A 13,758-nucleotide genomic window follows, 5' to 3' on the forward strand; every position below is an offset into this window, starting at 1 on the left:
CTTAAGACCTGGGGATCTATGGAAATATCGTCGGCAAATTCCAGGATTACGGCGGAAAGGTCCTGATAAACCTTTGCGCCTTTTGCAGGAATCGTTGTGATTAAAATATCTGTCTGGTTTTGCTCACCTTTTGTGACAAATAAAAATTTACTGCTGGATTTGTTACGCCGCTCGAATTCTTAAAAAGGCCGTAGGGAATGTAAATACTATAGAGGGAAATGGGTCTCAACCTGACGGGAGCAGGTTGGCCGGGAATTTGTTTTAAATTAAAGGTAATCCTTCCCGGCGCAAGAAGAACATCGAACTTATCGGTTTCATCATATCTGCCGTTGGCGGTAATTTTTATTTCGTTGATGCTTCTTCCGCCGTTTAACACAAAAGAGGAATCATATTCGATGGATATGGAACCGGCCCCGTAGTCAACGCCCTTTTGGCCCTGTGATATTTCAGTACCATCGACATATATTTTCGGGTTGAAATTGTTTGAAACATCAGCCCGGGCCCTGTCCATTTTCCAGGGTGTTATCGGAAATATCAAGGATGCCGCCATCAATAAAGCCATGATTGTTTTCAACCGGTACATGGCATTACCTCCACACAATAATATAAAATCCTATTCGGGGCGAATAGGATTTATATAAATCCGCAGCCTGGCAGCCATAGCGGGATGCTTTAGGCCCATGGCTTTGTGCCCCTACCTTTCAGCAGGTTTACCTATTAATTCCATATCTGGTTTTTAATTTATAATTCGACATAAAAACCCAAAATCCTCTAATTTTAACACTAATTTAAAATTAATATGGCGAACGGATTATTTGTCCATAATATTTATCCACAAAGTTATCCACAGGTGTTAATAAGTCGATGGCTTGTCCTCAAGATGTGTCCTTTTGTCCGGAGGTTGTCCCCATTGGGGATAAGTTATCCACAGTTATCCACAATTAATTCGGTTATGCCTGAAGCAACACCGTATACGCTTCCCCGATTTTCCTCAGGACTTGTTTTTGCTATCATGGCATGAGTACTGGGCAATATCCCTACATCAAACAATGTCATCAAGGTCGATGCTGAACATAAGTCACCCTCCCGTTTAGATTGGCTTTTACATTAAACAAAAATGTTTAACGATATTTTCACATAAGATTTTGCAATTATCTTTAAATCTTTGTATATCATCCATCGTGGCATTATCAATGTGTACGCCTGCAGTGACCACTACCGTCTGTTTTAGCTTCTTGCACAATTTCTCCGCCAGGGGGACAGCAAGACCGTCGTCCTTGTGACCCAGCAAGTTTAAAACCGAAGTGGTGCAGCTTATACTGCCATCGCCTTTAAGGCTGGGGCGGGGCTGGCTCACTGCTACCGAGCCGATGTGGGGCTTTTCCCCGCCCCCAAGGTAAATGTTTATACCTTCTTGCGTAACAGTAATGACCGCTTCCAGATAAAACTTGCCTTCTCCGGCTTTTTCGATAAAGACATGATTCATACCATCAACTCCTTAAATGAAGCCTCTTATCAATCAACAAATAACTATCTTTTACATCATTTATAATATTCTATGGATAATGGGACTTTCCTTTATAAAATAATATATTAAGGGGCTGCCCTTTCTTCTGGGACAGCCCCTAATCTTTATTTCAGCACTGCTCCGGTGCAGGCCGATGTGACCATTCTGGCATAGCGAGCCAGATATCCGGTTTTTATCTTGGGTTCCGGCGTCTGCCATTTTGCCCGGCGGGCTGCCATTTCCTCATCGGACAGCACCACATCCAGACGCTTGTTCTTTATGTCAATTCTTATGATATCGCCTTCTTCCAGCAGGGCAATGGGCCCTCCCTCCATGGCTTCAGGGGAGACATGGCCGATAGAGGCACCGCGGGTGGCTCCGGAAAACCTTCCGTCGGTGATGAGGGCCACATCCTTATCCAGACCCATACCTGCAATGGCGGAGGTGGGCGAAAGCATTTCCCTCATGCCGGGACCACCTTTAGGGCCTTCGTAGCGTATGACTATCACATCGCCCTTATTTATCTTTTTGGCGAATATGGCGTCAACGGCCTCTTCCTCGGAATTGAATATCCTGGCAGGGCCTTCGTGATAGAGCATTTCCGGCGCCACCGCCGCTTCTTTTACCACCGCACCGTCGGGAGCCAGATTGCCCCGGAGGATGGCAAGGCCGCCGGTCTCTCTGTACGGTTTTTCCACAGACTTAATGACTTCAGGGTTCTGAATGTATGCATCCTTTATGTTCTCGCCCACGGTCTTTCCGGTAACGGTGATTAAATCCAGGTACAGCAGATTTTTCTTTGAAAGTTCCTTCATTAGTGCCGGGATTCCGCCGGCTTCATGCAGGTCCTGCATGTGATGATGGCCGCTGGGGCTCAATTTACAAAGATACGGGGTCCTCTGGCTTATTTTATCGAAGATGTCAAGTTCAAGTTTAATCCCGGCTTCATGGGCGATGGCGGGCAGGTGCAGCACGGTATTGGAAGAACCCGCCATGCCCATATCTACGGTGATGGCATTTTCAAAAGCTTCTCTTGTAAGGATATCTCTGGGTTTTATGTCCCTCGTCACCATTTCCATTACCTGCATGCCCGCCTTTTTGGCCAGAGCGATCCTGGCACCGTGGTAGGCCGGTATGGTACCGTTGCCCGGCAGGCCGAGACCTAAGGCTTCAGTGAGGCAGTTCATGGAGTTGGCGGTGAAAAGGCCGGAACATGAGCCGCAGCCGGGACATGCCTCATGTTCTATGGCTGAAAGCTCTTCCTCGGTGATTTCACCGGTGCTTAAGGACCCGATCTTCTCGATACAGGTGGAAAAGTCCACATCCTGGCCTTTGTAACGCCCGGCGTACATGGGGCCTCCGCTCACCACCACCGCCGGGATGTTGAGCCTGGCTGCGGCCATGAGCATGCCCGGCACTATCTTATCACAGTTAGGTATGAGCACCAGGCCGTCAAAGCCGTGGGCTATAACCATAGCCTCTATGGAATCTGTGATGAGCTCGCGGCTTGCCAGTGGGTATTTCATGCCGATATGCCCCATGGCTATGCCGTCACAGATGCCGATGGCGGGAAATTCTATGGGGGTACCACCGGCCATGGCAACACCCATTTTGGCAGCCTGGGCAATGCGGTCAAGATGGACGTGCCCTGCCACGATTTCGTTCTGGGAATTTACTATTCCTATAAGGGGACGGTTTATCTCCTCATCGGTAAATCCCATGCCGTAAAAAAGTGCTCTGGTGGGAGCCCTCATGGGGCCTTTTTTGATACTGTCGCTTCTCATAGTGTTTCTCCTTTCTCCGGGTCAGGTTCGTTATGGATGCTTTCCTTGCCCCGTTGAAGGGCAATGATACCGGTTCTCACACTTTCGATTATACCATAATGTTTCATCATATTTAAGAAAGCCTTAACCTTATCCAGGTCTCCGGTGATTTCTATGATCACCGCTTCGGGCTCGATATCCACTACCTTTGCCCTGAAGGATTCCACTATCTGGAATATTTCGGTGCGGTTGGTGTCCTGGGTTTTTACTTTTATCAGGGCCAGTTCCCTTTGCACTGATGCTTTTATGTCCAGTTCCACCACTTTTATGACATCCACCAGTTTTTCCACCTGGCTTTTTATCTGGGAAAGCTCTCTCTCATCACCTTCTGCCACAATGGTGATGCGGGAGATTTTTGGGTCTTCGGTCTCCTCACCGGTGAAGCTGGTGATGTTAAAACCCCGGCGGGTGAAGAGGCCGGAAATCCTGGTGACCACACCGTATTCGTTGTGGACCAGCACCGAAAAAATGGCCTTTCGCAACAAAAACACCGCCTTTCAAATATGTTTTTAATTTTAAACCTTCTCTGGTATAATAAGTCTAATAAGGGAAACGGTCAAAGGCACCATAGAATAAAATCAAAGACGTTCTTCAGGCCGTGACAACGACAAAAATGACCTTTCAAAACCGGCGATCATAGTTGTATAAATATTAAGTTTTATTATAACATACACGACCAAAACAGGGAACAACTTTTTTATTATTTCCAGGAGGGGAATAAAAAATGGAAGCTAAAGTGAAAAGACTTGGTATCCTTACCGGCGGCGGGGATGCGCCGGGGCTGAATGCAGTGATAAGGGCAGTAGCCAAAGTCGCTGAATCGGCCGGGGCTGAGCTTTACGGTTTTCTTGACGGCTACAGTGGTCTTATCAGGGGAAACTACCGAAAGATGGAAAAACGGGATATTTCAGGGCTGCTGCACCGGGGTGGGACGATGCTCGGGACCAACAATCGGGACAACCCCTTCAATTTCCCTGTACAGGAGGGGGATGAGGTGGTTTACAAAGATATGTCCGATGCGGCTCTGGAAAATTTAGAAAAACTTCGCATCGACCGCCTGGTGGTGATCGGAGGCGACGGAAGTCTTGCCATAGCCCGGGAACTTACCCGGAAGGGAGCCAAAATCATAGGAGTTCCCAAGACCATAGATAATGACATGCAGGGCACCGATCAGACCTTCGGATTTGACACTGCGGTGACCACCGCCACCGAAGCCCTGGATAAGCTCCACACTACCGCCGAGTCCCACCACCGGGTGATGGTGCTGGAACTCATGGGAAGGTATGCCGGGTGGATTGCTTTATACAGCGGAGTGGCCGGCGGCGCCGATGTCATACTGATTCCCGAAATTCCCTGGAAGATGGAAAAAGTGGCGGAAAAAATATTATCCCGCCAGAAAGAGGGTAAGCCCTTCAGCATAATTGTGGTGGCTGAGGGGGCTAAAACTCCGGAAGGCGAGAAAATAATCCGGGAAACCATAAAGGGCAGCGGGGACCCGGTAAGGCTGGGAGGTATAAGTTACAGGATAGCCGATATGGTGGAAAAGGTCACGGGCTTTGAAAGCAGAGCCACCATCCTGGGCCACGTTCAAAGAGGCGGCTCTCCCTCACCCTTTGACCGGATCCTGGCCACCCGTTACGGAGAGGCGGCGGGGATGCTGGCCCTGGCCGGGGAATACGGGAAGATGGTTTCTTTGAGAAACGGAATTATAACATGGGTGGCCTTTGAGGATATACCTCAGGGATGCAGGACCGTGCCGCCAGACCATCAGCTGATAAAAGCCGCAAGAAATATTGGGATAAGCTTTGGGGACTGAAAATCTAAGCTTCGCACGCTGATGATTTATCTTCTATTATTCTTAAAAAATATTTGTGGAAGCTCAGGTCCTCGGTAAGCTCCGGGTGGAAGGCGGTGGCCAGAAGATTTCCCTGGCGGGCCGCCACTACCTTGCCTCCAATTTCAGATAAGATTTTAACATCGGGCCCCACTTTTTCCACATAGGGAGCCCTTATAAATACCATAGGAACGGTTCCGTCGGATACCTCGGGCACTTCTTGACTCGTAATAAAACTATCCAGCTGGCTGCCGTAGGCGTTACGCCGGACCCATATGTCCATGAGGTCAAGATGAGTGTTCTCCTGATTTACGATGTGTTTTGCCAGGAGTATCATGCCGGCGCATGTGCCCCAAACGGGCATGCCTTCTTTTGCCCGACGGATTATTTCATCTTTCAGGTTAAATTCTGTCATGAGTTTCCCTATGGTGGTGCTCTCCCCTCCCGGCAGTATGAGGGCATCTGTTTTTTTTAGTTCATCCCGGGTTTTAACAGCCAGAGGGGTAGCCCCAACCCTTGCAATCATTTGCATGTGTTCTCGCACGGCCCCCTGAAGGGCCAGGACACCTACTATCATGCTATCACCTTCATCTTACCAGCCGCGCTCGGCGTAACGGTCCTCAAGTTTATCGATTTCCTGGCTGGGCATAGCTTCTCCCAGGTCTTCAGAAACTTGTGCCAGAACATCGGGGTCATTGTAATAGGTTACTGCCTTTACTATGGCCCTTGCTCTCTTCTCGGGATTTGATGATTTGAATATGCCGGAACCCACGAAGACACCATCACACCCGAGCTGCATCAAAAGCGCGGCATCAGCGGGAGTGGCTACGCCTCCAGCGGCAAAGTTCACCACAGGGAGCTTGCCGTTTTCTGCCACATAGAGCACCAGGTCATAGGGCGCTCCCATCTCTTTGGCGGCGGTCATAAGTTCTTCTTTGGGCATGTTCTGTAGTTTCCTGATTTCGCCCATAACTGTGCGGATATGCCTTACTGCCTCTACCACATTTCCGGTGCCGGCCTCACCCTTGGTCCTTATCATGGATGCGCCTTCACCTATGCGGCGCAGGGCTTCTCCCAGGTTTCTGGCTCCGCAGACAAAGGGGACCTTGAATTTCTTCTTGTCGATGTGGAAAGATTCGTCGGCGGGCGTCAGCACCTCGCTCTCGTCTATGTAGTCTATCCCGAGAGCTTCAAGGATCTGGGCTTCCACAAAGTGGCCTATCCTGCATTTGGCCATGACGGGGATGGTGACTGCCGACTTGATGGCCTTTATGATCTTGGGGTCTGACATGCGTGCTACGCCACCCTGCTTTCTTATATCTGCCGGAACCCTTTCAAGAGCCATAACGGCAACCGCACCGGCAGCTTCAGCTATCCTTGCCTGTTCCGGGGTGGTGACATCCATGATGACTCCGCCCTTTAACATTTCGGCCAGATTCTTATTGAGGCTGTAGCGCTCGGGGGATTCATTGGTATCCTTAATAATTTCCTTTGACATAACAAATTCCTCCTCAAATTTTGATTGCAACTTTTATATAGTGTGATATAATTGTATCGTAACAATTTCTATATTTGTTTTATTTTGTATGTAAATATTATGCCACTAAAGTAATTGTTTGTCAATACAATTTCATTTTTTGTAGGGGGAATGTTTTATGGATAAATATGTATCGATACGATTGGACCGCTCTCTAGAAAAGCCCTTATATGTTCAGGTATGCGAAAGCATAATCGAGCTCATCGAAAAAAATATACTTTTACCCGAGGAAAAACTGCCACCGATACGCAAGCTTGCATCGCTTTTAGATGTCAATACGGTAACCATCGTAAATGCTTACAAACTCCTTGAAAAGCAGGGCTATGTCGTATCCAGGGTGGGCAGCGGCACTTATATCAATCCTTCTATCTTATTAAATCATCAAAATCTATCAAAAGCGCTCTCATCGCAGGGTGTGTCGCTTCAAAAGGTTTCAGAAAATCCAGGTGTCTTCAATGACAGTAGTCCAACACCTTCAAACAGTGCGCTCTTCGATGATATAAGCAATGTTAGGAGCGCTATCCGTTATGACTTTGCCGGAGCCGCCATATCTCCGGAATTTTTTCCGGTGGAAGAATTCAAGGAGGTCTTGAACGAGGTGCTGGATCGGGACCGGGGATATGCCTTCGGTTACCAGGAGAGCATGGGGTATGCCCCTCTTCGAAAATCCATATCTGAGTTTATGGCCTCGGAATACAACATAACTTTTTCGCCGGAAGAAATCCAGGTGGTTTCTGGTGCCCAACAGGGCATAGATATCATTGCCAAGGCTTTTTTAAATTACCAGGATACAGTATATGTGGAGGGACCCACCTATACCGGTGCCATCGATGCCTTTAAATCCCGGGGGGCCAAAATTGTGGAGATTCCCCTGGAACCCGACGGCATCAATATAGATGAACTCAGGTCAAAGTTAAAAGTAAAACCCCCCAGGCTCTTTTATACCATGCCTAATTTCCACAACCCCACGGGGTATTCCTATTCGACACAAAAAAAGAAAGAGCTGATTGCTCTTTCCCGTGAATGCGACTTTTTAATTGTAGAAGATGACCATATGAACGACCTTTACTTTGCAGAAAAACCTTCCCCCCTCAAGGCAATGGATGATGGCGGCAATGTGCTGTATATTAAAAGTTTCTCCAAACTTTTCATGCCCGGACTTCGCCTGGCCTTCATCGCATCACGGAAAGATTTTGCGGTGAAGATAGCCGATGCCAAATATTACTCCGACATATCCTCATCGGGCCTCACCCAGCGGGCCATGGACCTTTTCTTCAGAAAATCCCTGTGGCCCGAGCATGCACGGCGCATGAGAAAAATTTTCCGGGAGAAATGGCAGGCCATGAATGGAGCCATTGAGGAGTATATACCTCCGGGTATAAATTACAAAAGCCCCGGAGGAGGTCTTTTCTTCTGGCTTGAACTGCCCCAGGGCTATTATTCCATGAACTTATACAACGAAGCTTTAAAGTATGGGCTTTTGCTAATGCCAGGAGATTTTTTCTACCCTGATCGCCGACCCTCCAATGGTTTCCGGTTAAGTTTTGCCGAAATAGCACCGGAAAACATTCGGGACGGTATCAAGCTCCTGGCTGAAACTATAGAGAAATTATTTCAGGAATATAAACTGAACCCCCTGCGAGGCAAGAATTTCAGGCCATTGCTGTAATAAAATCCCTAGAATATTCCCAGATACTGGTCAAGTTCCCACTTATGCACCTGAATCCTGTAAATATCCCATTCGATGAGCTTGGCCTTCACGAAGTGCTCGTACACATGGGGTCCCAGGGCTTCCTTGATGACCTCATCCTGAGACAGGTAATCCAGGGCTTCCTTCAGGCTGCCCGGCAGCATCTCAATACCTGCCTCCAGCCTTTCCACCGGTGTCATGTCATAAATGTTGTTGAAGGTCTGGGGGCCGGGATCCATCTTATTCTTGATGCCGTCGAGACCGGCTTTGAGGATGACCGCCAGGGCAAGATAGGGGTTCGCCGATGGGTCCGGACTGCGAAGCTCGATGCGGCTGGCATTGCCCCGGGCAGCCGGAACCCTCACCAGAGCGCTGCGGTTTTTGCCTGACCAGGATATATACACCGGAGCCTCATAGCCGGGGACCAGGCGCTTGTAAGAATTTATGGTGGGATTTGTTATGGCAGTAAATCCTTTGGCATGATGCAGTATTCCACCGATAAAATATTTTGCTACCTGTGACAGGCCCGTTTCTTTATCGTTTTCATCATAAAAGGCATTGATGCCATCTTTGAAAAGAGAAAGGTGTACATGCATGCCCGAACCATTTTCCCCAAAAATGGGCTTTGGCATAAAAGTGGCATAAAGCCCGTGCTCCGCGGCAATGGCCTTTGTAACAAATTTAAATGTAACGATATTGTCGGCGGTCCTTATGGCCCGGGTATATTTAAAATCTATCTCATGCTGTCCGGGGGCCACCTCGTGATGGGATGTTTCCACATCAAAACCCATTTCCTGCAGAGCCAGCACTATATCCCTCCTGGCGTTTTCCCCCAGGTCTACCGGAGAAAGGTCGAAATAGCTGCCTTTGTCGTTGGTCTTCACCGTCGGATTGCCTTCTTCATCAGTCTGAAAAAGGAAAAACTCCGGCTCCGGCCCGGCATGCAGCTCATACCCCATCTGGCGGGCTTCTTCTACCACTTTTTTGAGAATGCCCCGGGGACAACCTTCAAAGGGCTCGTTGTTGGAATCATAGATGTCGCACATGAGCCTGGCCTCAGCGCCTTTCCTGGGCTTCCAGGGCAGGATAGTAAAGGTGTCATAATCGGGCCTCAAATACATGTCCGATTCCTGAATCCTGGTAAAACCTTCTATGGATGAGCCGTCAAACATTATCTTGCCATCCAGGGCGTCTTCCAGCTGATCCACCGTTATGGTGACATTTTTGATTATTCCCAGAATATCGGTAAACTGCAGTCTGATGAATTTTACATCCAGTTCCTGAGCCTTTTGAAGAATATCGCTTTTAGTATACCTTGGCATTTTACCCCTCCCAAAACATTTCTTAAATAGTATCTCCAAATAAATCTGTACAACCACGTATTATAATATAACATTTTTAATAGGAGCAGTCCAGTCAATGTAAGGTTTGATAAAAAAGGAGCGGGGGTGCCGCTCCAGCTTGTAAACAAAGCCCGCATGATATTTGCTACGGACACGCTCGCACGCCGTTTGCGGCAGCAGAGCTGCCGACGGCTGGGCGAAACTAGTCCCGCTCCATAATACATGCGGGCTAAAGTTTTTCAAAGGTTTGAAGCGGGGACACCGCTTCATATATTAGAGGGAGTTTAAGGGTGCCGGGTCCGCTCTCAGAACCCGGCACATCTATGTTAATAGGGAGGTGTTAGCTTTTTAGTATACCTCTGCGTATTCATCCAGTTCCCAGGTATGCACTTTTGTCCTGTAAGTATCCCATTCCAGTTTCTTGGCTGCCACAAAGTGCTCATATACATGTGTTCCGAGGGCTTTCTTGATAACTTCGTCCTGTTCCAGAAGTTCCAGGGCTTCCTTGAGGCTACCGGGGAGACTCTTGATACCGGCCTTTTCTCTCTCCTCATCGGTCATGTGATAAATGTTGTTATACACCTGGTGGCCGGGATCGATCTTGTTCTTTATGCCGTCAAGACCTGCCGCCAGGATGACTGCCAGGGCAAGATAGGGGTTAGCTGAGGGGTCCGGGCTGCGGAGTTCGATGCGGGTCTTTACTCCTCCTGCCGCCGGAACTCTCACAAGAGCACTCCTGTTCTTGGCCGACCAGCATATATACACCGGAGCCTCATAGCCCGGCACCAGCCTCTTGTAGGAGTTTACCAGGGGATTGGTAATGGCTGTAAAGCCGGGGGCATGTTTTAAAATACCGCCCACATAATATCTTGCTATTTCACTCAGACCGGCCTCACCATTTTCATCCGCAAAGGCGTTTTTACCGTCGGTAAAGAGGGATTGGTGTATGTGCATGCCCGAGCCATTGATGCCGAATACGGGCTTTGGCATAAAGGTGGCATGCAGGCCATGCTGTTTTGCTATTATTTTGGTGACAAAGCGGAATGTGGCTATGTTGTCTGCGGTCTTTAACGCGTCAGAATACTTGAAGTCAATTTCATGCTGGCCGGGAGCCACCTCATGGTGGGCCGCTTCTACTTCAAAGCCCATTTCTTCCAGGGTAAGCACTATGTCCCTGCGGGCGTTTTCTCCCAAATCTATGGGTGATAGGTCAAAATAGCCGCCTTTGTCATGAGTCTCGATGGTGGGTTTTCCCTTTTCATCGGTGAGAAACATGAAGAATTCCGGCTCCGGCCCGGCATACATGGTATATCCCATGGCTTTGGCCTCTTCTATGACATTTTTTAAAATTTGGCGGGGGCTCCCCTGAAAGGGAGTGCCGTCGGGATTATAAATGTCACAAATCAACCTTGCTTCAGCACCGTCCCTGGGCTTCCATGGGAAGATCGCAAAAGAATCCAGATCAGGTTTTAGATACATATCCGATTCCTGAATCCTGGTGAAACCTTCAATAGAAGAACCGTCGAACATAAGCTTCCCGTCCAGCACATCCTCCAGCTGGCTTATGGGAATGGCCACATTTTTCACCACTCCGAAAATATCCACGAACTGAAGCCTGATAAATTTTACCTTGAGATCCCTGGTAAGACTTATGATGTCATCTTTTGTGTAACCCATTTTTCTCCCTCCGTAAGTTGTAAAATTTATATTAGAATAATAACAGTAAATCTTTCAAACGTCAACAAAATGTCAGGTTTTTTTATATAAAAGAATAAATCCTTACATATTATTGACACTAGCCCATTAATATGTTAGTATATTGTTAATATTTTAGGAGGTGGTTGTAATGGCCGTTTATCCTTCTTTAAAAGGTATCTATCCCATCGGGATAGTGGAAGAAAAAACGGGACTTACCAGCCGTCAGATCCGGTATTATGAAAATATGGGTTTGATATCTCCCATCAGGACCCAGGGAAAACAGAGAAGATACACCGAAAAGGATGTCATCAGGCTTTCCAGAATCAAATACTTAAAAGATAACGGTTTTGACCTGAAATCCATCAGGGAAAAAATAGAACTTCTCGAAAAGAGCACGAAGGACCTGGACTTAATGATAAACTCAGGAGCCGTTCAGGGAAGGTTAACCTCCCTCTATCCGGTGTCTAATCGTGCGGTGCTGATGAAACTTCTGGAAAAAAATTAATCCTTGCGTAAAGCAAGGATCTTTTTTTATTAGAAAACCTTGTGGCTTTCCAGATAGGGGCACAAATTGGTGCGCGCCCTGTCTACATGGCTCACCATGGCTTTTTCCGCAGCATCAGGGTCGTGGGATGCCAGGGCATTATATATATTGCGGTGTTCTTCCAGAGAAACCGGTGCTCTGCCGGTGGACTTTATGGATACGAGTCTTGCCCTTTGAATAAAGTGATGGAAATTGGTCAGCACCGATTCCAGGGGTCTGCTGTCACATGCTCTGAAGATGATGTCGTGAAACTGCGTGTCCAGGTCGGAAACTTTGTCTATTTCACCTTTTTCTGTATAAAATTCCATGAGGTCCAGCACATCTTTCATTTCCTTCAACTGTTCATCGGTTATCTTCTCCGCCGCCCACCTGGCCGCCAGGCCTTCAATCATTTTTCTTATGGTGTATATGTCTTCCACATCCTGCTCCGTAACCCCTTCCACCACAACGCCTTTGTTGGGGATGCTCGAAACAAGGCCCTCCAGTTCCAGCTGACGTATGGCTTCCCTTACCGGGGTGCGGCTTACCCCCAGTTCCTTGGCTACCTTCAACTCTATCAAGCTCTCGCCGGGTTTGTACACACCGTTTAAAATGGCGTTTTTGAGCTGGTGGTATATCTTTGTCCTGAGCGAGTATCCGGCATCCTGTAAGTCGGATAACATATGTTAAAACCTCCCTATTTAATAACAAGCCTCTCTTTATTTCTAATATTATTTTACTATATGTTTTAAATTTTTGAAAGGGAGTTATGTATAAATGTATACTTTTTGTAATATATTGATTACTTTAAAGCGAATTGGACTATCCGGGAAAGTCATTAAAATACGCAGGGATTTCTCCAGATAAGTATTGCACAGTAGAATGGAGCGACTGACAGCGCTGGATTTTATGCATTTGTCATATAAAGATTTTACCTGTTCCTGGGAAACAACCGAATTAGCAAATCCATGCCTGTTTTCTTTCAAATACAGGACCATAGGCAGGGTGAATATGCCCTGGTGGAGATCACTGGTAGGTTTTTTTAACACATGTTCATTTTTAAGAAAATCCAGAATGTCATCTCTTATCTGATATGCCTTCCCGAAATATTCCCCGAACTTCACCAAAGCTTTTACTTCTTTTTCCGCGAGTTTTGCCACCTGGGCTCCGGCAAAACAGCTGAAAGCTGTAAGCGATGCGGTTTTACGGGCTATTCTTGCCAAATAGTCCTTTAAACTTATGCCGGTGTCAAAGGCTTCCTTTTTCTGCTTTACTTCTCCTTCCACCATCCTGGCGATAACCGAAAGCGCCTGCTCCAGAATCGACATGTCGGAGATTTTTGACATAAGACTCAGAGCGCGGGAATAAAAATAGTCACCCAGCAAAAGCGCCATATCGCTGCCATAAATTTCATTTATGGTGGGCTTGCCGCGCCTCATTTCTGCCCTATCGATGATGTCATCATGGACCAGGGCCGACATGTGCAGCATTTCCACACCGGCCGCCGTAAAATACAACTCTTCAAGATTCAATTTTGGGGACCCCTTACATATGAGGCCGCAGGCGAGGGTCAGGGTCGGCCTCAAGAGCTTTCCCTGGCTGCCTGCAAAATATAAGGCCATTTCTTTAAGGGTTTTCTCCCCGGTATCAATACTTTCGCGGATTATGGATTTGACATACTGAAGCATGGACTCAAGATCTGTTTCTGGTGGGGAAAGAGCCAGATTTTCATTCACAGTCAAATTATACCTTCCTTTCAGCAAATTTCGTATTACCGCCGGTTGCATGCCGCTTTAGCATAAG

At 47.5% G+C, this 13,758-nt stretch carries 14 protein-coding genes and 1 riboswitch; of the genes, 3 read left to right on the top strand and 11 right to left on the bottom strand.

The features are described from left to right. Positions 1 to 100: 100 nt before the first annotated feature. The 5 genes from D2962_RS16720 to ilvN form a co-directional block, all read right to left on the bottom strand. A complete protein-coding gene (locus D2962_RS16720) occupies positions 101 to 583 on the bottom strand; it encodes a hypothetical protein (RefSeq protein ID WP_122015635.1) in 483 nt (160 codons plus the stop codon). 58 nt (positions 584 to 641) lie between these two features. Then, positions 642 to 725, bottom strand: a riboswitch (cyclic di-GMP riboswitch). Positions 726 to 921: 196 nt separating this feature from the next. Next, a complete protein-coding gene (locus D2962_RS19395; RefSeq protein ID WP_281273702.1) occupies positions 922 to 1,056 on the bottom strand; it encodes a hypothetical protein in 135 nt (44 codons plus the stop codon). Between the two features lie 46 nt (positions 1,057 to 1,102). Next, positions 1,103 to 1,486, bottom strand: a complete 384-nt coding sequence (locus tag D2962_RS16725) for a proteasome assembly chaperone 4 family protein (protein ID WP_122015636.1) — start codon at positions 1,484 to 1,486, stop codon at positions 1,103 to 1,105. A gap of 146 nt (positions 1,487 to 1,632) precedes the next feature. Further along, entirely contained in the window at positions 1,633 to 3,291 is a 1,659-nt protein-coding gene (gene ilvD / locus D2962_RS16730; protein ID WP_122015637.1) for a dihydroxy-acid dehydratase, read from the bottom strand. Then, complete coding sequence (ilvN, locus tag D2962_RS16735) at positions 3,288 to 3,812, bottom strand: acetolactate synthase small subunit (RefSeq protein WP_120766944.1); 525 nt, start codon at positions 3,810 to 3,812, stop codon at positions 3,288 to 3,290. Before ilvN ends, ilvD begins: the two co-directional genes overlap by 4 nt. Positions 3,813 to 4,054: 242 nt before the next feature. On the opposite strand from ilvN, the gene D2962_RS16740 reads away from it, so the two are divergent. Then, positions 4,055 to 5,146, top strand: a complete 1,092-nt coding sequence (locus D2962_RS16740; RefSeq protein ID WP_122015638.1) for a 6-phosphofructokinase — start codon at positions 4,055 to 4,057, stop codon at positions 5,144 to 5,146. Between the two features lie 4 nt (positions 5,147 to 5,150). Here the strand turns inward: D2962_RS16740 and pdxT are convergent, their stop codons facing one another. Both pdxT and pdxS read right to left on the bottom strand, forming a co-directional pair. Next, positions 5,151 to 5,741, bottom strand: coding sequence for a pyridoxal 5'-phosphate synthase glutaminase subunit PdxT (pdxT, locus tag D2962_RS16745; RefSeq protein WP_122015639.1), 591 nt, complete (start codon positions 5,739 to 5,741; stop codon positions 5,151 to 5,153). A 15-nt stretch (positions 5,742 to 5,756) separates the two neighbouring features. Further along, positions 5,757 to 6,662 (bottom strand): pyridoxal 5'-phosphate synthase lyase subunit PdxS, encoded by a 906-nt coding sequence (gene pdxS, locus D2962_RS16750; protein WP_120766941.1) that lies wholly within the window; start codon positions 6,660 to 6,662, stop codon positions 5,757 to 5,759. A gap of 157 nt (positions 6,663 to 6,819) precedes the next feature. Here pdxS and pdxR point away from each other — a divergent pair, with 157 nt between their 5' ends. Further along, positions 6,820 to 8,370, top strand: a complete 1,551-nt coding sequence (pdxR, locus tag D2962_RS16755; RefSeq protein WP_120766940.1) for a MocR-like pyridoxine biosynthesis transcription factor PdxR — start codon at positions 6,820 to 6,822, stop codon at positions 8,368 to 8,370. 8 nt (positions 8,371 to 8,378) lie between these two features. Here pdxR and glnA (D2962_RS16760) read toward each other — a convergent pair whose 3' ends face one another. Both glnA (D2962_RS16760) and glnA (D2962_RS16765) read right to left on the bottom strand, forming a co-directional pair. Beyond that, on the bottom strand, positions 8,379 to 9,713 hold the full coding sequence (gene glnA, locus D2962_RS16760) for a type I glutamate--ammonia ligase (protein ID WP_122015640.1): 1,335 nt from the start codon (positions 9,711 to 9,713) through the stop codon (positions 8,379 to 8,381). A gap of 369 nt (positions 9,714 to 10,082) precedes the next feature. Next, positions 10,083 to 11,411 (bottom strand): type I glutamate--ammonia ligase, encoded by a 1,329-nt coding sequence (gene glnA / locus D2962_RS16765; RefSeq protein ID WP_122015641.1) that lies wholly within the window; start codon positions 11,409 to 11,411, stop codon positions 10,083 to 10,085. A gap of 169 nt (positions 11,412 to 11,580) precedes the next feature. On the opposite strand from glnA (D2962_RS16765), the gene D2962_RS16770 reads away from it, so the two are divergent. Next, positions 11,581 to 11,937 (top strand): MerR family transcriptional regulator, encoded by a 357-nt coding sequence (locus tag D2962_RS16770; RefSeq protein ID WP_120766937.1) that lies wholly within the window; start codon positions 11,581 to 11,583, stop codon positions 11,935 to 11,937. Positions 11,938 to 11,966: 29 nt separating this feature from the next. Here the strand turns inward: D2962_RS16770 and D2962_RS16775 are convergent, their stop codons facing one another. After that, positions 11,967 to 12,638, bottom strand: a complete 672-nt coding sequence (locus tag D2962_RS16775) for a GntR family transcriptional regulator (RefSeq protein WP_120766936.1) — start codon at positions 12,636 to 12,638, stop codon at positions 11,967 to 11,969. Between the two features lie 84 nt (positions 12,639 to 12,722). Further along, on the bottom strand, positions 12,723 to 13,691 hold the full coding sequence (locus tag D2962_RS16780; protein WP_245985154.1) for a polyprenyl synthetase family protein: 969 nt from the start codon (positions 13,689 to 13,691) through the stop codon (positions 12,723 to 12,725). Positions 13,692 to 13,758: the final 67 nt, after the last annotated feature.

Origin of the sequence: Biomaibacter acetigenes, from assembly GCF_003691585.1 — a bacterium.
In the GTDB taxonomy this organism is placed as follows: Bacteria; Bacillota; Thermosediminibacteria; order Thermosediminibacterales; family Tepidanaerobacteraceae; genus Biomaibacter; species Biomaibacter acetigenes.